The organism is Streptomyces sp. cf386 (assembly GCF_900103585.1).
In the GTDB taxonomy this organism is placed as follows: Bacteria; Actinomycetota; Actinomycetes; order Streptomycetales; family Streptomycetaceae; genus Streptomyces.
In genome coordinates this window covers 335352-355300 of the sequence record NZ_FNHV01000006.1, presented here as the reverse complement: position 1 = coordinate 355300, position 19949 = coordinate 335352, and the positions used below count along the sequence as shown (strand labels likewise).

Genomic DNA, 19949 nt, shown 5'->3' with positions numbered 1-19949 from the left:
CAAGACCCGCAGGCCCCGCAGTGGAGGGAGCGCACATGGCTACCGGTAACCCCGAGGGGAAGAAGCAGCCACCGTCGGAACAGCGTCTGGGACCGGTCCTGCGGAGGCGGGGCCAGGTGACGGCGAGTACGACCGATCAGCGGCTGCTGGACGCGGGCGGTCCGTCGGACTGGGTCCACACGGACCCCTGGCGAGTGCTGCGCATCCAGTCGGAGTTCATCGAGGGCTTCGGCACCCTCGCCGAACTCCCGGCGGCCATCAGCGTGTTCGGCTCGGCACGCACCCCGGTCGACTCGCCCGAGTACGACGCCGGAGTGCGCCTCGGCCGAGGCCTGGTCGAGGCCGGCTTCGCGGTGATCACCGGCGGTGGCCCCGGCGCCATGGAGGCGGCGAACAAGGGTGCGTGCGAGGCGGGCGGCATCTCGGTCGGCCTCGGCATCGAGCTGCCCTTCGAACAGGGCCTCAACCCCTACGTCGACATCGGCCTGAACTTCCGGTACTTCTTCGTCCGCAAGATGATGTTCGTCAAGTACGCCCAGGGCTTCGTGGTCCTCCCCGGCGGCCTCGGCACCCTCGACGAACTCTTCGAGGCCCTCACCCTCGTCCAGACCCAGAAGGTCACCCGCTTCCCGATCGTCCTGTTCGGCAGCGCCTACTGGGGCGGCCTGGTCGACTGGCTCAAGCACACCCTGATCGCCCAGGGCAAGGCCTCGGAGAAGGACCTGCTCCTGTTCCACGTCACGGACGAGGTGGAGGAGGCGGTGGCGCTGGTGTCGAAGGAGGCGGGCCGCTAGCGCGCGGCTGGGCCAGCCGGTCCGGCGAGCGGGGGCGCCTTCTCGGCGCCGGCCCGCGCATCTCATCCCGCCCGGTGTTCGGGGCCGAGGCCGCACGGTCCCGAGCACCTCGCCCACTCGCGAGCGGCCGTCACCTCGACGAGGGACCCGCGTGATTCAGCCCGTCTGGCGTTCGAGGATGAGGTCGCACCGTCCCTGGCCCCCACCCACCCGGTGGGGGCCGCAGACCGGAGGCCGTCACCTCTCGGTGTCGCCCGTGTATTTCAGCGCGGTCGGTGTCGCGGATGAGGACCCGCCGTCCCTGGCCCCCACCCACCCGCCGGGGGCGTGCCGGTGGAGCGACGGTTATTTCTAGGCGCCGGCCCAGGCATCGCAGCCCGTCCGGCGTTTGAGGACAAGGCCCGTTCAGGGCCGATGCGGGGGTCTGAGGGCGGCAGCCCCCAGAAGAGGCGCCCGGGGTCGAAGGGGCAGAGCCCCTGGAGGACGGGACGGGCAGGGGCGGCGGGGGCGAGGAAAAGGCGCCTACGCCAGCCCCCGCCGCGCCACCGCCGGAGGCCGGTGCCCGGCGATCGACGCCACCATGTCCAGGACTTGACGGGTCTCGGCGACCTCATGCACCCGGTACACCTGCGCTCCCAACCACGCGGACACCGCAGTCGTCGCCAACGTCCCCACCACCCGCTCCTTCAGCGGCGTGTCCAGGGTCTCCCCGACAAAGTCCTTGTTGGACAGGGACACCAGCACCGGCCACCCCGTCTCCACCATCTCCCCCAACCGCCGAGTCGCCTCAAGACTGTGCCGGGTGCTCTTCCCGAAGTCGTGCCCCGGATCGATCAGGATCGACTCCCGAGGCACCCCCAGCCCCAACGCCCGCTCGGCCAACCCCACCGTCACCCGCAGAATGTCGGCCATCACGTCGTCGTACGTCACCCGGTGCGGCCGAGTCCGAGGCTCCGCACCCCCCGCATGGGTACACACCAGCCCCACCCCGTACCGCGCGGCGACCTCCGCCAGCCCCGGATCCACCCCACCCCACGCGTCGTTCAGCAGATCCGCCCCCGCCTCGCACGCCGCCGCCCCGACCTCGGCCCGCCAGGTGTCCACGCTGATCACGACATCCGGAAACCGCCGCCGCACCTCGGCCACGAACCCGACGGTCCGCCGCGCCTCCTCCTCGGCGGTCACCTCGTCCCCCGGCCCGGCCTTGACGCCGCCGATGTCGATGATGGCCGCACCCTCCGCCACGGCCTGTTCCACGCGCGCGAGGGCCTGCTCGTCCTGGAACGTCGCCCCTTGGTCGTAGAAGGAGTCCGGGGTCCGGTTCACGATCGCCATGATCACCGGCTCGTGGGTGTCGAACTCACGCGTGCCCAGCCTGAGCATCCCCTGTGACCTCTCCTAGTACGTCCTGGCAAGTCGCCGGTCTACGGCCGCCTGCGACCCTAACTGTCAGAGTCGCATGGCACGATCGGACACTGACACACTCGACCGCACGCATTAACGGACCGTGGGGGCCACAGCGATGGTTATGTTCCTGTTCCTGGTCGTCGCGCTGGCCGTCGTGGTCGCCGCGGTGACGCTCGCCGTGGTGGGCGGCGGCGAGGGCGACGGCCCGCTGCCGGAAGCCGCGCCCGAGCGCCTGCAGGACCCGCTGCCGCCGGACCGCCCCGTCAACCGCGCCGACATCGACAGCCTCCGCTTCCCGCTCGCCGCCCGGGGCTACCGCATGGCCGACGTCGACGACGCCCTCAGCCGCCTCGGCGCCGAGCTCGCCGAGCGCGATGCCCGTATCGCCGACCTGGAGTCCGCCCTGGCCGGAGCCCAGATGGGGTCGGGAGGCCGGGTGCCGATGGAGAAGCCCGACCAGGAGGACCAGCAGTGAGCGACGGCACGGCCCTCGCCGGCCCGGACGGCGCCCTGCGCTGCCCCTGGGCCCTGTCCACCCCGGACTACGTGACGTACCACGACGAGGAGTGGGGCCGCCCGGTCCACGGCGACGACGCGCTCTACGAACGCCTCAGCCTGGAGGCCTTCCAGTCGGGCCTGTCCTGGATCACGATCCTGCGCCGCCGCGAGGGCTTCCGCGCCGCCTTCGCGGGCTTCGAGATCGCCAAGGTCGCGACCTTCACGGACACCGACAAGGACCGCCTCCTCGCCGACGAGGGCATCATCCGCAACCGTGCCAAGATCGACGCGACCATCGCCAACGCACGCGTACTGGCGGACTGGGCCCCGGACGATCTGGACGAACTGATCTGGTCCCACGCCCCCGACCCGACCACCCGCCCGGTTCCGAAGACCTTGGCGGACGTCCCGGCGGTCACACCCGAGTCGACGGCCCTGTCCAAGGCCCTCAAGAAGAAGGGCCTGCGCTTCGTGGGCCCGACGACGGCGTACGCCTTGATGCAGGCATGCGGCCTGGTCGACGACCACTTGGAAAGCTGCGTCGCGAGAAGCGCTCCCTGAGGAGCGCGGGACTGTATCGACTTGCGGCTACGCCGCGTGGGCGCGACCAGCCCCCACGCACCCGCAGCCCCCGATGGCGCCACCGCCCCGAACTCACCGGCCCAAGTACTTCGGCTTCTCCTTGTTGACGAAGGCCTGCACGGCGATCGCATGGTCCTCAGAAGACCCCGCCCGCGTCTGCAGCTCGTCCTCCTTCTCCAAGGTCTCCTCAAGAGAGTGCGACAGCCCGAACGCGACCGCCTCCTTGATCGCCCCGTACGCCACCGTCGGCCCCCCGGCGAGCGCCCGCGCCACCTTCTCGGCCTCCTCGCGCAGCTCACCCGCAGGCACCAGCCGGTTCGCGATGCCCAGCTCGTACGCCTCCTGCGCCTTGATGTTCCGCGGGAAGAGCAGCAGGTCGGCGGCCCGCCCGGGCCCCACGACCCGCGGCAGCGTCCACGAGATCCCGGAGTCCGCGGTCAGCGCGACCCCCGCGAACGACGTGTTGAAGGCAGCCGTGTCGGCCACGACCCGGTAGTCCGCGGCCAACGCGAACCCGAAACCGGCCCCGGCCGCCACCCCGTTCACCCCGGCCACCACGGGCTTCGACATGGACGTAAGGGCCTTCACGATCGGGTTGTAGTGTTCCCGCACCGTGCTCATCGTGTGCCCCGACCCCGTCTCCCGGTCGGAGATCAGCAGCCCGATGTGCTCCTTCAGGTCCTGCCCCACGCAGAACGCCCGCTCCCCGGCCGCGGTCAGCAGCACGGCCCGTACGGCGTCGTCACCCGCCGCGGCCTCGACCGCGTCCCGCAGGGCGACCTTGGCCTCGATGTTCAGCGCGTTCATCGCCTCGGGGCGGTTCAGCGTGATCGTCGCGAGTCCGTCGCTCACCTCGTAGAGCACGGTGTCGGCCATGGTGGATCCCCTCAGGTGTCGCGGCTCGGGGCGTACTCGTCGGTACGCCCTTGTCTGAAGGACAGCATGGCGGAGATCACCGGCAACAGCCCTGACCGGACGTGTGACCTGCGTCAAAGAATTCACGTCCGGTTCTGTTCGGTCCAAGCACGTGCGGTGGCGCAGTATCGCAGTCACATCGCCGAATTGAGTGGTTTTGCTCGCGCGCGTTGCCCAAGCGATGCCGACTGATGTTGGTCATCGGGTCCTGAGATGCGGGATAATGGCTTGGAAGCAATGTGTTCGATGCCGGTGTCGCGTGTCTCATGCCAGACGCGCGTGCCCTCCATGGGGCCGTCGGCTTTGACTATGAGCTGGTTTCAGGAAGGGGAACGAGCATGGCGGCCATGAAGCCGCGGACGGGCGATGGCCCGCTCGAGGTGACCAAGGAGGGGCGGGGCATCGTCATGCGCGTTCCGCTCGAAGGCGGCGGTCGGCTCGTCGTCGAGTTGACCCCTGACGAGGCCGATGCACTCGGCGATGCCCTCAAGAAGGTCGTCGGCTGACGCGGAAGCGACCCTACCCTTTCGGCTGCCCCGGCATCGCACATGGTGCCGGGGTCGCTGTTTGTCGGGGTATGTCTGCGGCTATCTTTTGACCGCGCACAGCAGGCCGTCCCCGACCGGCAGCAGCGACGGCACCAGCTCCTGGCTCTCGCGCACCGCGCGCAGCAGCTCCCGGATGCGTATGACCTCGGTGGGCTGTGGGCCCGAGTCCACCGTGCGGCCGTTGGCGAAGACGCCCTCGAAGACGACGAGGCCACCCGGACGCAGCAGGCGCAACGATTCAGCGAGATAGTCGAGGAACTCCAGCCGATCGCCGTCGCAGAAGACGAGGTCGTAGCCGGCGTCCGCGAGGCGGGGAAGGACGTCCAGGGCGCGGCCCGGGATGAAGCGGGCGCGGTTGCTGGCGAAGCCGGAGGCGCGGAAGGCCTGGCGGGCGAACTGCTGGTGCTCGGGTTCGGGGTCCACCGTGGTCAGGACGCCGTCCGGGCGCATGCCGTGCAGGAGATGGATGCCGGAGACGCCGGTGCCGGTACCGATCTCCGCCACCGCTTTCGCGTCCACCGAGGCGGCCAGCATCCGCAGCGCGGCGCCCGTGCCGGGCGACACCGAGCGCAGCCCCGCCTCGCGGGCCCGGTCGCGGGCCCAGCGCAGGACTTCGTCCTCGGCGACGTAGGCGTCGGCGAACGCCCAGCTCGTCTGCCGGTTGCCGGTAATGGCCCTCTCCTGTCCCCGTGGTTGCCTGGGCGTGACTGTATCCGTTGCGGGCGGGAACCCGCAGATGGGACCGGGCGTTTAGAGAGGTGGGAAGACGAGCGGGGGACACAGTTGGATCACGATGACGAGCGAGACCGCGAGCAAGTGCTGACGCAGGCCCACCAGCCCTATCAGCCCAGATCAAATTCTCGTAAAACCGCTTATCCGGAGCTAACGGGCGAGGTGGCTATGGTAGGGGCTCCACTGGACACCACCAGAGCCGACAGGGGAGGTGCGGCTGCGCCTGTGGATCGGGGAGGAGTGCTGCGGCGCTTTCTCGGATCGGCGGGCAGGCCGAAATCCGTGAACGACACCGCTGACCACAGCCACGCCGGCGACTTCGCCCAGACCGCGACCTTCTCCACCGACGCGGACGGGCAGGCGTGGACTCCGCCCACCTGGGAGGAGATCGTCAGCACGCACAGCGGCCGCGTCTACCGCCTGGCGTACCGCCTCACCGGCAATCAGCACGACGCCGAGGACCTCACCCAGGAGGTCTTCGTCCGCGTCTTCCGCTCCCTGTCGACCTACACGCCGGGCACCTTCGAGGGCTGGCTGCACCGCATCACCACCAACCTCTTCCTGGACATGGTCCGCCGCAAGCAGCGCATCCGCTTCGACGCGCTGGGCGACGACGCCGCCGAGCGGCTGCCCAGCAAGGAGCCCACACCCCAGCAGGTCTTCAACGACGCCCACTTCGACGCGGACGTCCAGCAGGCCCTCGACACCCTCGCGCCCGAGTTCCGTGCCGCCGTGGTCCTGTGCGACATCGAAGGGCTGTCGTACGAGGAGATCGCCGCGACCCTGGGCGTCAAGCTCGGCACCGTCCGGTCCCGAATCCACCGAGGCCGCTCGCAGCTGCGCAAGGCCCTCGCCCACCGCTCGCCGGAGGCGCGCGCCGAGCGCCGCTCCTTCGTGCCGCGTGTGGCCGCACTGGGGGGAGGGGGCGCGACCGCGTGAGTGGCTCCCGACCCAACCCCGCCGAACGGCTCCTGGCCGAGCAGCACCTTGGCGACCGACTCTCCGCCCTTGTCGACGGAGAGCTCGGTCATGAGACGCGCGAGCGTGTCCTGGCCCACCTGGCGACCTGCGCCAGGTGCAAGGCCGAGGTCGACGCCCAGCGCCGACTGAAGAACGTCTTCGCGGAGGCGGCCCCGCCCCCGCCCTCCGAGAGTTTCCTCGCCCGACTTCAGGGCCTCCCCGGGGGAGGTGACCTCGACGGCGGCGGCTCGCCGCTGGGCGGGGGAGGATTCGGCGGACTGTCCGGGCGGCCTGGCACCACCGGGGTGTTCGGGGTGAACCGGAGCGACCGCTTCGAGTTCGGGTACGTCCCGTCGCGTTCGCACGCCCCCGCGCTTCCCACCTCCGACCGCGGCTTCCGCACCCATCCCGTGGCCCGTCAGGACGCGGATCGCTCCGGGTCCTCCCGTATGCGGTTCGCGTTGGTCGCGGCGGGTGCGGTGTCCCTGGCCGCCATCTCGCTGGGCGGTGTCACGACGAGCGCACCGACCGACGCGGAGGCACGCGGCGGCTCGGGCGGCAGCAACGCGACGCCGGCGCGGACGCAGGGCACGGGTGCCGCGACGGCCCCCGACAACCAGCGCCGCCGTGGCGTCGGCCCGCTGCTCGCCCAGGGACAGGGCCAGCGGACGCTGGACACGCCGGCGACCTCGACCGAGGTGTCGGCGCCCCTGTTGCCCGGGATGCCGGCCCAGCACCCGGACGACCAGGAGATGCACACCCTGACGGCGCCCGTGGTGGCCGGCGCGGCCGCCATGTCCCCGCTCATACGCCCGCTCAGCGCGACCCCGCCGCTCACCCTGGCCTCGTTGTCCACGGCCCTTGAGATCACGTCGACCCCCGACCTGCTCTCCGTACCCGTCCCCGACGCGACGTCATCGCCCTCCCCATCCCCCTCCGCCTCTCCCGCCACCGGTCGCTGACCCGGCCTCTGCGCAGCGGCCCACGAACCTGATTGAATCCGGGGTGGGCCGCGCCCCGGCCCGACGGCCGGGCGCGGAGTCGACGAACCGCGGCAGCCGTTGACGCCGCGTGCCGGATGGGGGAGGGAGCACGACGAGGTCGCCGGTTTCCTGAGGGAACTTGAGCGCGACAGCGCAGAGTTGAGTAGGCATTCGGGCACCGGGACGTTCCCGGTGGCGGCCTGCCGAGGAACCAGGGCCGGGAAGCCGGCAGGTCAATCGCGGGATCGCTGTCCGGCGCCGTCGTCGTCGCGGGCTGCGGAACGACGGGCGATCGGCCGGGTCCCATCGGATACGGCGGATTGCGAAGCGTCCTACTCGGGGAATGGTCAGCAGCGAGCAGGAAGCAGAGCATGAACGAGGGGAAGCCCGCGAAGGCGAAGTGGTGGAACCGACCTCGGCCGCAGGAGCCGTCGGCCCAGGCGGAGGACACGGAGCCAACGCCGGACGGGACGAGCGCGACGGCACCGGGCGCATCGGACCCGACCGGGCCCACGGCACCGGGGAGCACCGGCGAGCGGGGCCTCGGTGATGCGACGGACGGCGACTTCGAATGGGCGCGGCCCGCTGCGCGCACGGCCGACGACGCGGCTTCGCACGAGGGGGACTTCGAGCTTCCCCGTCCCGCGGCGGGCGGTAGTGGCGGTGACGTGGCCTCCGCTGGGACCGAGGGTGACTTCGAGCTCGCTCAGCCTGCGGCGCGTGGTGGTGGCGTGGCCTCCGCTGAGGCCGAGGGTGACTTCGAACTCGCTCGGCCTGGTGTGGGCGGCAGCGAGGGAGGGGTGGTTTCGGCCGAGGGTGACTTTGAGCTTGCTCGGCCTGTTGTGAGCGGCGGTGTGGGTGACGTGGCGTCCGCCGAGGGCCCCGGGCCCGTCGACGTTCCCGCAGAGCCCACCGACGCACGCCCCAAGCCCCTGCACGACCCCGACCCCTACAGCACCCCGCCCTACGGCGAGCCCGGCCCCTGGGCGCCCGCTCCGCCGGTACAGCACCCGGCGACCACGCCCGCGCACGGGACGGCCGTACCACCCCCACCCCCGCACGCCACCTCGGCACCCCCACCCGGTCCGCCCACCCCGACGCACAGCGCCCCGACCGCGGCCCACGGCACGCCGGCGCCCTCGGCAGCGCCGGCCCCGGCGGGCAGCGTGAGTGCCGCGCCGCCGAGCTCGGCCCCCGGCGTCGCGGCGTCGGCCCCGGTCGGTGTGGCCGTTCCGCCACCGAGCTCGGCCCCAAGCGCTCCGGCCCCGGCCCCGACAGCCGGCGTACCCGCTCCGGCACCGCCCCCAGCCCCTGGCGCTCCCGTCCCCGCATCAGCCCCCGGAATCCCCGCCCAGGCGGCACCCCCGGCGGCCGACCCCCTCGCCCAGATCCCCCCGGCCCAGCCAACCCCCGTGTCACCGGCGCCCCTGACCACCCCCTGGCAGAACTACGACCCCTGGGCCTCCAACCCCCACCCCGGCGCCCCCCTCCAACAGAACGGCGCCGCTGTGGTCACCGAGCAGCAACGGCGTAAGCGGGGCAAGAAGGTGATCCTCGTCGGGGTCCTGCTGATCGCGCTTGTGTCCGGAGGGGTCGGCGGTGTTGTCGGGGCGTATCTCGAGCGCAACGGTGGTGTGGGGGAGCTGGAGCTGCCGCAGGCCGGGGCCGAGTCCAGTGGGCGTGCGCCGGACAGTGTCGCCGGGATCGCCGCTCGTGCCCTGCCCAGCGTGGTGACGCTGCATGTGAGCGGGAGCGAGGAGCAGGGCACCGGGACCGGATTCGTGCTCGACGACCAGGGCCACATCCTCACCAACAACCATGTCGTCGAGCCCGCCGGGGACGACGGCGAGATATCGGTGACCTTCCACAGCGGAGACACCGCCAAAGCCACCGTCGTCGGACGGGACGGCGGCTACGACCTCGCCGTCGTGAAGGTCAGCGACGTCAAGGGGCTCACGCCCCTGCCGCTCGGCAACTCCGACAACGTCCAGGTCGGCGACCCCGTCGTCGCCATCGGCGCCCCGTTCGACCTGGCGGGCACCGTCACCTCCGGCATCATCAGCGCCAAGGAGCGGCCCATCACGGCCGGCGGGGAGAGCGGCGACGGAAGCGACGTGTCGTATGTGGACGCGCTGCAGACCGACGCGCCCATCAACCCCGGCAACTCCGGCGGCCCCCTCCTCGACGCGCGAGCCCGGGTCATCGGCATCAACTCCGCCATCCGTTCCGCCGACAGCGGCTCCGACCTCGACGGCGGCCAGTCCGGCTCCATCGGCCTCGGCTTCGCCATCCCGGTCAACCAGGCCAAGCGTGTCGCCGAGGAGCTGATCAACACGGGTGGGGCGACCCACCCGGTGATCGGCGTCACCCTCGACATGGACTACACCGGCGACGGCGCCCGCGTCGGTGCCAAGGGCGGCGACGGCGGCCCCGCGGTCACCGAGGGCGGCCCCGGCGCCAAGGCCGGTATCAAGGCGGGCGACGTCATCACCGAGGTCGACGGCCAGCGCGTCCACTCGGGCGAGGAACTCATCGTCAAGACCCGTGCCCACCGCCCCGGTGACCAGCTCGAACTGACCTTGGAACGCGCCGGCAAGGAGATCACGATCTCGCTGACGCTGGGCTCATCGAGCGGGAACTGAGCGAGGGGCCAGACTCACAGAAACCTCACAGTGCAGACCGCGTCACCGCCCGACACGGGCCCTGACAAGGCAAACAACCCGGAAAACCCCACGCCCACCCGCATTCGGAGGCCTCGGGACAGTACCGGTCGTAGCGGATCGCCGGGTACCGTGGATCCGGCCCGGACCACGGAAGACCCGCAAGCGACCACCGAGGGCCACCGAGGACCGCGGACCGCGGACATCGCAAGGAGCTTCAGGTGTTCAATGACATAGGACCGCTCGAGCTGGTGACGCTCATCGTCCTCGCCGTGCTCGTCTTCGGTCCGGACAAGCTCCCGAAGCTCATCCAGGACGCCACGCGGACGATCCGCAAGATCCGCGAGTTCTCGGAGAGCGCCAAGCAGGACATCCGGTCGGAGCTCGGCCCGGAGTTCAAGGACTTCGAGTTCGAGGACCTCAACCCCAAGACGTTCATCCGCAAGCAGCTGGACAACGACGAACTGGGGCTGAAGGAGATCCGCAACGGCTTCGACCTGAAGAAGGAGATGGCCGAGGTCACCGACGCCGTCCACAGCCGTGACTCGGAGTTGTCCGCGTCCTCCTCTTCGGCCTCGTCGTCGCCCTCCTCCGGCGGCAGCATCGACATGACGAAGAAGCCCGAGAACCCCCGCGACGAGCGCCCGCCGTTCGACGCGGACGCCACCTGAGCCGTACGAACACGGGCGCGGAACACCGCTCGTACGTGACGCTTCTCATACTCCGCCTGGGTCGCACGCGGCCTGAACCCGCCCCCTGGGCGCCCCGCGCGCCGGGCGGTTTCCCTGCTGCTCGTAGCGGTGTGGCTATGCTGCCGAGTTGTTGTACGGGCCGCGCCTGAATGAGTAGGGCCGCCCGAAGGGGGGCGGGCCGGCTGGCCCGGCGAGAGCGAGGAGGCGTCCGGGCACATGGAGACGACGAGTCAGACGACGAGTCGGGCAGTCGCGCAGGCACCGGCCGCGGAGAGCGGACAGCAGGTCCCCTCCGCCCGGCGCACGGTGGACGGCTACCTACTGGCGCCCTTCCCGTGGTACGGCCTCGACGAGGCCTTCACGGGGCCGCGCTGGCTGATGCAGGTCGGCACGGCGGCCGACGGGGCCGTGGAACACGGATCGATCGGACACGGTGACGAGCCCTCCGTACGGAACGAGGCGTCGGAGGACCGGGAGAAGTTCGCGGTCGTGGTGACCGTCGCGGCGAATCCTTCCCGCAGGAGCGCCGACGGTACGGGGCTGCTGGAGGCGACATCGGTGTCGTCGGCGGCGTGGCTCGCGGGGGTGGGGCTGCTGTCGTTCACGTGGCCCGGCCAGATGGACCATTCGCTGCGTGACGACTGGCTGGACCAGCAGACCGAGACGGCGTGGGCCCTTGCCGACGACCTGGACGGTCCGGACTGGTCGACGCTCTCCCTGCCGGTGGACGGCGTACCGACGCCCTTCCGCTACCGCGAGTCCGAGTTCGGCTGGGTACTGGCCGGCTCGACTCAGGAGGGCGTGCATGTGGGGGCGTACGGGAGAGGCATGAGCGCGTACGGCTTGGGCTTCGCCATGATCAAGGACATCGCGGCGTACGCCTAGGTCCCGCCCGTACAAGGACAGAGTTACGACGATGGGGGCGCCGTCCGGTGAGACGGCGCCCCCATCGTCGTACAGGAAAACGTCGTACGGGAATCAGAACTTGTTGCGCGGCGTGATGCCCAGCGACAGGCCCGACAGGCCGCGCTGGCGTCCCCCGAGCTTCCCCGCGATCGCTCGCAGCGCGGAGCCCGCCGGGGAGTCCGGGTCCGTCAGGACCACCGGCTTGCCCTCGTCGCCGCCCTCGCGCAGGCGGACGTCGATGGGGATGCTGCCGAGGACCGGGACGTTCGCGCCGGTGGTACGGGTGAGGCCGTCGGCGACCGTCTGACCGCCGCCGGTGCCGAAGACGTCGACCATCTCGTCGCAGTGCGGGCAGGGCAGGCCGGACATGTTCTCGACCACGCCGACGATCTTCTGGTGGGTCTGGACGGCGATGGAGCCCGCGCGCTCGGCCACCTCGGCCGCCGCCTGCTGCGGGGTCGTGACGACCAGGATCTCGGCGTTCGGGACCAGCTGGGCGACGGAGATCGCGATGTCGCCGGTGCCCGGCGGGAGGTCGAGGAGCAGGACGTCCAGGTCGCCCCAGTACACGTCCGCCAGGAACTGCTGGAGCGCGCGGTGGAGCATCGGGCCACGCCAGACCACCGGGGCGTTGCCCGGCGTGAACATGCCGATGGAGATGACCTTCACGCCGTTCGCGGACGGCGGCATGATCATGTTCTCGACCTGGGTCGGACGGCCGTCGGCGCCCAGCATGCGCGGCACGCTGTGGCCGTAGATGTCGGCGTCGACGACGCCCACCTTGAGGCCGTCGGCGGCCATCGCGGCGGCCAGGTTGACCGTCACCGAGGACTTGCCGACACCGCCCTTGCCGGAGGCGACCGCGTACACGCGGGTGAGCGAGCCGGGCTTGGCGAAGGGGACCTCGCGCTCGGCGGTGCCGCCGCGCAGGGCGTTCGCCAGCTCTTTGCGCTGCTCGTCGCTCATGACGTCGAGCGTGACGTCGACGCGGGTGACGCCGTCGACCCCGGAGACCGCGTCCGTCACGCGCTGCGTGATCGTCTCGCGCATCGGGCAGCCGGAGACCGTCAGGTACACGGTGACCGCGACCGCTCCGTCCGCGCCGATCTCCACCGACTTGACCATCCCGAGCTCCGTGATGGGTCGGTTGATCTCCGGGTCGTTCACCGTCGCCAGTGCTTCGCGCACCGCGTCTTCCGTAGCCATAAGGACGATGGTACGGCGCGGTAGCCATCCGCCGGAAAGCCCGTCAGCGGTCGTCTACGTCACGTCCGCGCGACCGATCTGCCGGGAATACCCCGGGCTCGCGGTGGCCGTTGTGCCGCTCCTCCAGCTCCTTCGTCAGATCCTGCAGCTCCGAGCGCATCCAGTCACGTGTGGCGACCTCGCCGAGGCCGATGCGCAGCGCGGCGATCTCGCGGGTCAGGTACTCGGTGTCGGCGATCGACCGTTCGTTCTGCTTGCGGTCCTGTTCGAGGTTGACCCGGTCCCGGTCGTCCTGCCGGTTCTGCGCGAGCAGGATCAGCGGGGCCGCGTAGGAGGCCTGCAGGGACAGGGCCAGGGTCAGGAAGATGAACGGGTACTCGTCGAACCGCAGATCGCTGGGCGCCGCGATGTTCCACAGCACCCACAGGATGATCACGACCGTCATCCAGACGAGGAACCGTCCGGTGCCGATGAAGCGGGCGACGCGCTCCGAGAGCCGTCCGAAGGCCTCCGGATCCCACTCCGGCAGGATCCGGCGGCGCGGCGGGCGGGGTTGGTCGAGGCGCGTGCGGGGCGCCCGGTTGGTCGCGGTGGCGCCCGCCGGCATGCGCTCGCGCGTGCCCTCGCGTTCATGAGCCATGGGCGGTCACCTCCTCGCCCGTGTCCTCGTCCAGGTGGAACTCCGTCTCCCGCCAGTCGTCGGGCAGCATGTGGTCCAGTACGTCGTCCACGGTCACCGCGCCCAGCAGCGAACCGGACTCGTCGACGACGGGCGCCGCGACCATGTCGTACGTCGCGAAGAACCCGGCGACGACCGGCAGCGCGGCGTCCGGATCCAGCGCCTCCAGGGCCTCGTCGAGCAGCGCGCTGACCAGGGTGTACGGCGGGTCGCGCAGCAGGCGCTGGAAGTGGACCGTGCCCAGGTACTTGCCGGTGGGCGTCTCGTCGGGCGGGCGGCAGACGTAGACCTGGGCGGCGAGCGCGGGGGACAGGTCGGGGTTGCGGACGCGGGCGAGGGCGTCGGCGACGGTGGCGTCGGGGCGCAGGATGATCGGCTCGGTGGTCATCAGTCCGCCGGCCGTGTGCTCCTCGTACGCCATCAGGCGGCGCATGTCGGCCGCGTCGGCGGGCTGCATCAGGCTCAGCAGCCGCTCCTGCTCCTCCGTGGGCAGCTCGCCGAGCAGGTCGGCCGCGTCGTCCGGGTCCATGGCCTCCAGGACGTCGGCGGCGCGCTCTTCCTTCAGCTTGAAGAGGATCTCGATCTGGTCGTCCTCGGGGAGCTCTTCGAGGACGTCGGCGAGGCGGTCGTCGTCGAGGGCGGCGGCGACCTCGGCACGGCGCTTGGGGGAGAGGTGGTGCAGGACGTTGGCGAGGTCGGCGGGGCGCAGCTGCTCGAAGGTGGCCAGCAGGCTCTCGGCGCCCTGTCCCTGCTCCTCCAGGGAGAAGCCGGTGACGGCGGACCACTCGACGGTCAGCGACTCCCCCTTGGCCCGCCGGAAGGCGCCGCTCTTGCCGCCCTTGCGCACGAACACCTTGTCGATCTCCCAGTCCCGACGGGCCGGTCGCTGCTGCACCGACAGATCGAGGACGGTGACCTCCTCGCCGCTCTCGACGAGCGTGACGCGCCGGTCGAGCAGCTCGCCGAAGACGAGGCGCTCGGTGGGGCGCTGCTCGAAGCGGCGGACGTTGAGCACGCCGGTGGTGATGACCTGGCCGGACTCGACGCTCGTGACGCGGGTCATGGGCAGGAAGATGCGGCGCCGGGTGGACAGTTCGACGACGAGGCCGAGCAGCCGTGGGGGGCGTCGGCCGACGCGGAGCATGACGACCAGATCGCGGACGCGGCCCACCTGGTCGCCGTTCGGGTCGAAGGCGGCGATGCCGGCGAGGTGCGAGACGAAGATCCGGGGGGCGCCGGCTGCCATCGCTGCGGCTCCTTTGCGTGCGGGGTGTGCCGTGGTGCTGGTGCGGTTCCGTGGGCTGGGCCGCATATCCGAATTGCCCGCTCGGGTGGGCTTCAGGCTAGCCCGTCCGGATCCGATATGCCCTGGTGAGCGGTACGGACGGACTGGCTCCGCCCGAGCCGTGAGGCCCCGGTACGCTGCCGTACGCCGCTGAGGTCCCACAACAGAAAGGCAGCCCCACCTGTGACTGCGATTCCCCAGGGTCGTGCGCGCCGGGCCGCGCTGTTGAGCGCCGTGTGCGCCCTGGTCGTGTCGGGAACGGGGCTGACGGGATGCAGTGAGGACCCCGACGAGGGCACCAACGGGGTCGGCAAGCTGCCGGCCGCCGAGATCCAGCGCAAGACCCGTACGGCAGCGGACTCCGCCGACGCGGTGCGCCTTTCGGGCAGCGTGGTGACCAGTGGGCGCACCTACAAGCTCGACATGCAGCTGAAGGCCGACGGGGCGACGGGATCGGTCACCTCGCAGGGAGCGACGTTCCAGCTGCTGCGGATCGGTGAGCGGCTGTATCTGAAGGCCGGCGCCGGCTTCTGGAGCGATGCGGGGGCGACGGGCGACGGCAAGACCGACGCCGCGGCCGTGGACAAGCTGGACGGCAAGTTCGTGAAGGTGCCGCAGGGCGATCCGTCGTACAAGAAGTTCAGCGGCTTCACTGAGAAGGGCGTACTCCTCGACGGCCTGCTGACCCTGCACGGCACGCTGGCCACCGACGGCCACCATGAGCAGGCGGGCACCCGCGTCATCCGCATCACCGGCGACAAGGGCTCCGGCGGCACCCTCGACGTCTCCCTGGAGGGCACCCCGTACCCTCTGCGCCTGGCCCGAGCGGGCGGTGCCGGCACCCTGACGTTCTCCTCCTGGGGTAAGGACTTCGCCCTGAAGGAGCCGCCCAAGGGCGAGACGGTCGACTACGGCAAGCAGCTGCCGACGTCCTAGGCGCCGGGCGGGCTGTCGGCTGCGCCCGCTCGTGCCTCTTCGGCTACTTCCGCTTGCGCCGCTTCATCAGCAGCTTCGGCAGCCCTGCAGGAATCGGCTGCCGGGTCGTCGCCGACGTCGGCAACGGGGCCTCGGCTAGGTTGCCGTCGGGCAGGGGCGCCGTAGTGCCCGTCGGCTCCAGGCGGATCACCCGGCACTCGCGGGCCCAGCGCTCGGGCATCGCCTCGCCGTCGTGGGCGTTCAGGCGCTTGCCCTTGAGCTCGCCGACCGTCGTGTCCCACCGCTCGGTACCGGACGTCAGCTCGACGACCTTCGCGGACCAGGAGACCAGCCGGCCGCCCTTGTCCTTGCTGCGGACCGTCACCTCGGCCTCGGCCCCGTCGACCAGCCCCGGCAGCGGCTGCTCGCCCGGACCGTCGCCCACGACACACGCCGCACCCTCGTGCCACACGTGCCACAGAGCGCGGGCCGGGTGACCAGGCCCCTTGACCCAGATGAGGCCGGACTTCTTGGTGGCCTCCTCGACGAGGGCCTGGTCGAGCAGCTCGCTTGTCATGGCCCAAGCCTATCCAGCCGTGTCAGGGCCGGTCAGAGCCATCCGTTCCGCTTCAACGTGCGGTGGATGCCGAAGCAGAGCAGCGCCGTGATCCCGAGCACCACCGGGTACCCGAACTTCCAGCGCAGTTCCGGCATGTAGTCGAAGTTCATCCCGTACACACCGCACACCATCGTCGGTACGGCGATGATCGCGGCCCACGAGGTGATCTTCCGCATGTCCTCGTTCTGCGCGACGGACGCCTGCGCCAGGTTGGCCTGGAGGATCGAGTTCAGCAGCTCGTCGAAGCCGATGACCTGCTCCTGTACGCGGGCCAGGTGGTCGGCGACGTCCCGGAAGTACTTCTGGATGTCCGGGTCGACCAGCCGCATCGGCCGCTCGCTCAGCAGCTGCATGGGGCGCATCAGCGGTGCCACCGCCCGCTTGAACTCCAGCACCTCGCGCTTGAGTTGGTAGATCCGCCCCGCGTCCGTACCGCGCGGCGAGCCCTTGCGCCCCGGCGAGAAGACCTCCGTCTCCACCTCGTCGATGTCGTCCTGCACCGCGTCGGCGACCGCGATGTACCCGTCGACGACATGGTCGGCGATGGCGTGCAGCACGGCCGAGGGGCCCTTGGCGAGCAGCTCGGGGTCGTCCTGGAGGCGGTGGCGCAGCGCCCGCAGCGAGCCCTGCCCGCCGTGCCGGACGGTGATGAAGAAGTCCCGCCCGGTGAAGCACATGACCTCGCCGGTCTCGACGATCTCGCTGTTGGCGGTGAGTTCGTCGTGCTCGACGTAGTGGATGGTCTTGAAGACGGTGAAGAGCGAGTCGTCGTAGCGCTCCAGCTTCGGGCGCTGGTGGGCCTGCACCGCGTCCTCGACGGCCAGCGGGTGCAGCCCGAACTCGCTCGCGATACCGGCGAATTCCGCCTCGGTCGGCTCGTGCAGGCCGATCCAGACGAAGCCGCCGTCCCGGCGCACCCGGCGCATCGCCTCGTGCGGGGTCAGGGGCTTCGGGGTCTCGACCCGGGCGCCGTGCCGGTAGACGGCGCAGTCGACGACGGCCGAGGGCGTCCCGGGGTCGCGGGTGGTGTCGTAACTGCCGTTGTCCTTGCGCAGTGAGACGCGGGACGGGCGGACCACGGCACGCAGGTCGCGGATCATCGACATGAGCAGGCTCCTTCGCGACGGGCAACGAAGCGTGGAGAACCACTGGACGGTTGGAACTGCCCGGAATGGGGACGTCCTGACCTCAGGATGTTTGGCACGTCCACAAAGCGGGGAGCACCGCACCGTCGCGGTGATGGGCTTCGTTGCTGATTCAGATCAGACCGATCAGGCAAAGCGAAACGAAGTGCTCTTCCGTGTGAGGACGCGAGCGTGAAAGGCGGCGGTCAGCCGGAGGCGGAACAGCCGAATCAGCTACATCAGCGGCGGGAAGAGCGAGTGGTACTACCAGGTCGACTTCGATCCATGACAGCCCCACCTCCTCCGGCCGGTCCCTCGTGAGGGACGTTCCATACCCCGTTCGGGGTTCCCCGTAGGGGAGTCGAACTCAGCGTTGGGACTCGATCGCAACGCTTCTGCATGCTGTCCCGAACACCGGGCAAGAGTATCAGCCGACTGAAGTGTCAAGGCGCTGCTTTGCCCGGTACTGACGAGTCCTATGCTCGCCGCATGGCTGATGTTCTTCCTCTGGTCGAGGCCCGGTTGCGCTCCGCGCTGGGCGAGCCGGACGCGCGCGCGGCGGTCACCTTCCTCGGAACGGACCGCATCGAGGTGCTCCGTTTCCAGGAGGGCGACGTCGTTCGCTACGCCACGCTCGGCATGTCCGCGCAGCCCATGAACGACCCCACCGCGATGGTCGCCGACCCGGTCAAGGGCGCCCGCGCCGAGCTGATCCTCTCGGTCCGCTCGGGCCTCGCCGACACCGACAAGGTGCTTCGCCCGCTCGCCGTGCTCGCCGCGTCCCCGCAGGTGGAGGGCGTGATCGTGGCCCCGGGTGCCTCCCTGGACGTCGGTGATCCGCTGTGGCCCGGCGCCCCGTTCACCTCGGTCCTGGTCGCCGAGCCGGGCGGCCTGGTCGAGGACCTGGAACTCGACGAGCCCGCCGACCCCGTGCACTTCCTGCCGCTGCTCCCCATGACCCCGAACGAGGCCGCCTGGAAGCGCGTGCACGGCGCCCAGGCCCTCCAGGAGCGCTGGCTGACGAACGGGACGGACCTCAGGGATCCCGCCCGCACGTCCGTCCCGCTGGAGTGAGCGACGCGTGAGGAACCTCACCAACCAGTGGCTGAAATGCATCAGTTGGCGAACACGGTGACGCTGTCCTCGGTCGCGTGCTTTGTCTCCGGTTCCTCGGCTTCGTGCAGGAGGGACTTCCGCCGTACGACCACCACGAGCGCGCCCGCCACGGCCGTGACCGCCGCCACCACGAACGGGATACGGAGGCTGTCGGTCCACTCCTCGATCCTCGGGGCGAAGAAGGGCGCGGCCGCCGCCGCGAACCAGCGCACGAAGTTGTAGCCCGCGCTCGCCACGGGGCGCGGGGCGTCCGAGACGCCGAGGGCCAGCTCCGTGTAGACGGTGTTGTTCACGCCGATGAACGCGCCGGACAGGATCGTGCAGACCACGGCGGTGGTGTGGTCGCCGTAGCCGAGGACCAGCACGTCCACGGCGAGCAGCACCAGCGAGCCGCCGAGCACCGTCAGCGATCCGAACCGCCGCTGCATGCGCGGCGCCACGATCACCGAGAACACGGCGAGCAGCACACCCCAGGCGAAGAACACCGCGCCCGACCGGTACGGGCTCATGTTCAGCACGAACGGTGTGAAGGCCAGCACGGTGAAGAACGTGTAGTTGTAGAAGAACGCCGAGACCGCCGCGGACGCCAGGCCGCCGTGGCCGAGTGCCTTGATCGGGTCCAGCAGCGAGGTCTTGCGGGCGGGCTTCGGCTGCTCCTTCAGGAACACCGCGATGCACAGGAAGCCGACGGCCATCAGGAAGGCCGTACCGAAGAACGGGTAGCGCCAGCTGGCGTCCCCGAGCAGCGCGCCCAGCAGCGGCCCGCACGCCATGCCGAGTCCGAGGGCGGACTCGTACAGCAGGATCGCCGAGGCGCTGCCGCCGGCCGCCGCGCCGACGATGACGGCGAGGGCGGTGGAGACGAAGAGCGCGTTGCCGAGCCCCCAGCCCGCCCGGAAGCCGACCAGTTCGCCGACTGATCCGGACGTGCCCGCGAGCCCGGCGAAGACGACCACGAGGGCGAGGCCGAGCAGCAGGGTCCTGCGGCCGCCGATCCGGCTGGACACGAAGCCGGTGACCAGCATCGCCACCGCGGTGATCAGGAAGTACGAGGTGAAGAGCAGGGAGACCTGGCCGGGTGTGGCGTTCAGGCCGCTCGCGATGGACGGCAGGATCGGGTCGACGAGTCCGATGCCCATGAAGGCGACGACGGATGCACCTGCCGTCGCCCAGACGGCCTTCGGCTGTCGCGGAAAAGTAGATGGCATATACACATATTAAGTTAGATAGGCTAACGATGCAAAGCGCGGTCGGCTTTCTCGGTGGACGGGTTCCGTCCGGACGGGTGATCGTCCTTGACGTGGCGCAGAACGGGTAGGACCGTGGAG

Annotated in this window: 20 protein-coding genes; 11 read left to right on the top strand and 9 right to left on the bottom strand. The window is 70.7% G+C overall.

Annotated features, from left to right (window positions below; genetic code table 11):
* Positions 1 to 35: 35 nt before the first annotated feature.
* Entirely contained in the window at positions 36 to 794 is a 759-nt protein-coding gene (locus tag BLU79_RS17945) for an LOG family protein (RefSeq protein WP_093906784.1), read from the top strand.
* Between the two features lie 522 nt (positions 795 to 1316).
* On the opposite strand, the gene folP is transcribed toward BLU79_RS17945, so the two are convergent.
* A complete protein-coding gene (gene folP / locus BLU79_RS17940; protein WP_093906783.1) occupies positions 1317 to 2177 on the bottom strand; it encodes a dihydropteroate synthase in 861 nt (286 codons plus the stop codon).
* A 145-nt stretch (positions 2178 to 2322) separates the two neighbouring features.
* Here folP and BLU79_RS17935 point away from each other — a divergent pair, with 145 nt between their 5' ends.
* Together BLU79_RS17935 and BLU79_RS17930 are read left to right on the top strand one after the other, a co-directional pair.
* Positions 2323 to 2676 (top strand): DivIVA domain-containing protein, encoded by a 354-nt coding sequence (locus BLU79_RS17935; protein WP_093906782.1) that lies wholly within the window; start codon positions 2323 to 2325, stop codon positions 2674 to 2676.
* Positions 2673 to 3260, top strand: a complete 588-nt coding sequence (locus BLU79_RS17930) for a DNA-3-methyladenine glycosylase I (protein WP_093906781.1) — start codon at positions 2673 to 2675, stop codon at positions 3258 to 3260. The genes BLU79_RS17935 and BLU79_RS17930 overlap by 4 nt, the downstream gene beginning before the upstream one ends.
* A gap of 93 nt (positions 3261 to 3353) precedes the next feature.
* On the opposite strand, the gene BLU79_RS17925 is transcribed toward BLU79_RS17930, so the two are convergent.
* Positions 3354 to 4157, bottom strand: coding sequence for a 2-cyclohexenylcarbonyl CoA isomerase (locus BLU79_RS17925; protein ID WP_093906780.1), 804 nt, complete (start codon positions 4155 to 4157; stop codon positions 3354 to 3356).
* A gap of 377 nt (positions 4158 to 4534) precedes the next feature.
* On the opposite strand from BLU79_RS17925, the gene BLU79_RS17920 reads away from it, so the two are divergent.
* Positions 4535 to 4702, top strand: coding sequence for a DUF3117 domain-containing protein (locus tag BLU79_RS17920; protein WP_003966491.1), 168 nt, complete (start codon positions 4535 to 4537; stop codon positions 4700 to 4702).
* An 81-nt stretch (positions 4703 to 4783) separates the two neighbouring features.
* On the opposite strand, the gene BLU79_RS17915 is transcribed toward BLU79_RS17920, so the two are convergent.
* On the bottom strand, positions 4784 to 5482 hold the full coding sequence (locus tag BLU79_RS17915) for an O-methyltransferase (protein ID WP_371131890.1): 699 nt from the start codon (positions 5480 to 5482) through the stop codon (positions 4784 to 4786).
* 234 nt (positions 5483 to 5716) lie between these two features.
* On the opposite strand from BLU79_RS17915, the gene sigE reads away from it, so the two are divergent.
* The 5 genes from sigE to BLU79_RS17890 all read left to right on the top strand — a co-directional run bounded on the left by sigE (position 5717) and on the right by BLU79_RS17890 (position 11656).
* The gene (sigE, locus tag BLU79_RS17910) at positions 5717 to 6415 is read left to right on the top strand and encodes an RNA polymerase sigma factor SigE (RefSeq protein ID WP_093906778.1); all 699 of its coding nucleotides are present in this window, start codon (positions 5717 to 5719) and stop codon (positions 6413 to 6415) included.
* The gene (locus tag BLU79_RS17905) at positions 6412 to 7398 is read left to right on the top strand and encodes an anti-sigma factor family protein (protein WP_093906777.1); all 987 of its coding nucleotides are present in this window, start codon (positions 6412 to 6414) and stop codon (positions 7396 to 7398) included. The genes sigE and BLU79_RS17905 overlap by 4 nt, the downstream gene beginning before the upstream one ends.
* A gap of 392 nt (positions 7399 to 7790) precedes the next feature.
* A complete protein-coding gene (locus tag BLU79_RS17900) occupies positions 7791 to 10061 on the top strand; it encodes a S1C family serine protease (protein ID WP_177001060.1) in 2271 nt (756 codons plus the stop codon).
* A gap of 239 nt (positions 10062 to 10300) precedes the next feature.
* Positions 10301 to 10750 carry a sec-independent translocase gene (locus BLU79_RS17895; protein WP_093906776.1) on the top strand — a complete coding sequence of 150 codons (450 nt, stop codon included), beginning with the start codon at positions 10301 to 10303 and terminating at the stop codon, positions 10748 to 10750.
* Between the two features lie 237 nt (positions 10751 to 10987).
* Positions 10988 to 11656 carry a hypothetical protein gene (locus tag BLU79_RS17890; RefSeq protein ID WP_093906775.1) on the top strand — a complete coding sequence of 223 codons (669 nt, stop codon included), beginning with the start codon at positions 10988 to 10990 and terminating at the stop codon, positions 11654 to 11656.
* 93 nt (positions 11657 to 11749) lie between these two features.
* Here the strand turns inward: BLU79_RS17890 and BLU79_RS17885 are convergent, their stop codons facing one another.
* From BLU79_RS17885 to BLU79_RS17875, 3 genes are read right to left on the bottom strand one after another with little or no spacing between them, the layout of a single operon-like run.
* Positions 11750 to 12883: an Mrp/NBP35 family ATP-binding protein gene (locus tag BLU79_RS17885; RefSeq protein WP_093906774.1), complete on the bottom strand. Its 1134-nt coding sequence runs from the start codon at positions 12881 to 12883 to the stop codon at positions 11750 to 11752.
* Positions 12884 to 12926: 43 nt separating this feature from the next.
* Positions 12927 to 13523 carry a DUF1003 domain-containing protein gene (locus BLU79_RS17880; RefSeq protein WP_093906773.1) on the bottom strand — a complete coding sequence of 199 codons (597 nt, stop codon included), beginning with the start codon at positions 13521 to 13523 and terminating at the stop codon, positions 12927 to 12929.
* Complete coding sequence (locus BLU79_RS17875; protein WP_093906772.1) at positions 13513 to 14808, bottom strand: magnesium transporter MgtE N-terminal domain-containing protein; 1296 nt, start codon at positions 14806 to 14808, stop codon at positions 13513 to 13515. The genes BLU79_RS17880 and BLU79_RS17875 overlap by 11 nt, the downstream gene beginning before the upstream one ends.
* 222 nt (positions 14809 to 15030) lie before the next feature.
* On the opposite strand from BLU79_RS17875, the gene BLU79_RS17870 reads away from it, so the two are divergent.
* Entirely contained in the window at positions 15031 to 15783 is a 753-nt protein-coding gene (locus BLU79_RS17870; protein ID WP_093906771.1) for a hypothetical protein, read from the top strand.
* A gap of 43 nt (positions 15784 to 15826) precedes the next feature.
* On the opposite strand, the gene BLU79_RS17865 is transcribed toward BLU79_RS17870, so the two are convergent.
* Together BLU79_RS17865 and BLU79_RS17860 are read right to left on the bottom strand one after the other, a co-directional pair.
* A complete protein-coding gene (locus tag BLU79_RS17865; RefSeq protein ID WP_093906770.1) occupies positions 15827 to 16339 on the bottom strand; it encodes a hypothetical protein in 513 nt (170 codons plus the stop codon).
* Between the two features lie 32 nt (positions 16340 to 16371).
* Positions 16372 to 17487, bottom strand: a complete 1116-nt coding sequence (locus BLU79_RS17860) for a magnesium and cobalt transport protein CorA (protein WP_093906769.1) — start codon at positions 17485 to 17487, stop codon at positions 16372 to 16374.
* Positions 17488 to 17994: 507 nt separating this feature from the next.
* On the opposite strand from BLU79_RS17860, the gene BLU79_RS17855 reads away from it, so the two are divergent.
* Positions 17995 to 18579, top strand: a complete 585-nt coding sequence (locus BLU79_RS17855; protein ID WP_093906768.1) for a suppressor of fused domain protein — start codon at positions 17995 to 17997, stop codon at positions 18577 to 18579.
* Between the two features lie 41 nt (positions 18580 to 18620).
* Here BLU79_RS17855 and BLU79_RS17850 read toward each other — a convergent pair whose 3' ends face one another.
* Positions 18621 to 19829 (bottom strand): MFS transporter, encoded by a 1209-nt coding sequence (locus BLU79_RS17850; RefSeq protein WP_093906767.1) that lies wholly within the window; start codon positions 19827 to 19829, stop codon positions 18621 to 18623.
* Between the last annotated feature and the right edge of the window lie 120 nt (positions 19830 to 19949).

What these genes read in the sequence shown, in the direction of transcription:
- BLU79_RS17945 (WP_093906784.1), top strand. Translation starts at nt 36, where the DNA reads ATGGCTACCGGTAACCCCGAGGGGAAGAAGCAGCCACCGTCGGAACAG.
- folP (WP_093906783.1), bottom strand. Translation starts at nt 2,177, where the DNA reads ATGCTCAGGCTGGGCACGCGTGAGTTCGACACCCACGAGCCGGTGATC.
- BLU79_RS17935 (WP_093906782.1), top strand. Translation starts at nt 2,323, where the DNA reads ATGTTCCTGTTCCTGGTCGTCGCGCTGGCCGTCGTGGTCGCCGCGGTG.
- BLU79_RS17925 (WP_093906780.1), bottom strand. Translation starts at nt 4,157, where the DNA reads ATGGCCGACACCGTGCTCTACGAGGTGAGCGACGGACTCGCGACGATC.
- BLU79_RS17920 (WP_003966491.1), top strand. Translation starts at nt 4,535, where the DNA reads ATGGCGGCCATGAAGCCGCGGACGGGCGATGGCCCGCTCGAGGTGACC.
- BLU79_RS17900 (WP_177001060.1), top strand. Translation starts at nt 7,791, where the DNA reads ATGAACGAGGGGAAGCCCGCGAAGGCGAAGTGGTGGAACCGACCTCGG.
- BLU79_RS17890 (WP_093906775.1), top strand. Translation starts at nt 10,988, where the DNA reads ATGGAGACGACGAGTCAGACGACGAGTCGGGCAGTCGCGCAGGCACCG.
- BLU79_RS17885 (WP_093906774.1), bottom strand. Translation starts at nt 12,883, where the DNA reads ATGGCTACGGAAGACGCGGTGCGCGAAGCACTGGCGACGGTGAACGAC.
- BLU79_RS17880 (WP_093906773.1), bottom strand. Translation starts at nt 13,523, where the DNA reads ATGGCTCATGAACGCGAGGGCACGCGCGAGCGCATGCCGGCGGGCGCC.
- BLU79_RS17875 (WP_093906772.1), bottom strand. Translation starts at nt 14,808, where the DNA reads ATGGCAGCCGGCGCCCCCCGGATCTTCGTCTCGCACCTCGCCGGCATC.
- BLU79_RS17865 (WP_093906770.1), bottom strand. Translation starts at nt 16,339, where the DNA reads ATGACAAGCGAGCTGCTCGACCAGGCCCTCGTCGAGGAGGCCACCAAG.
- BLU79_RS17860 (WP_093906769.1), bottom strand. Translation starts at nt 17,487, where the DNA reads ATGTCGATGATCCGCGACCTGCGTGCCGTGGTCCGCCCGTCCCGCGTC.
- BLU79_RS17855 (WP_093906768.1), top strand. Translation starts at nt 17,995, where the DNA reads ATGGCTGATGTTCTTCCTCTGGTCGAGGCCCGGTTGCGCTCCGCGCTG.
- BLU79_RS17850 (WP_093906767.1), bottom strand. Translation starts at nt 19,829, where the DNA reads ATGCCATCTACTTTTCCGCGACAGCCGAAGGCCGTCTGGGCGACGGCA.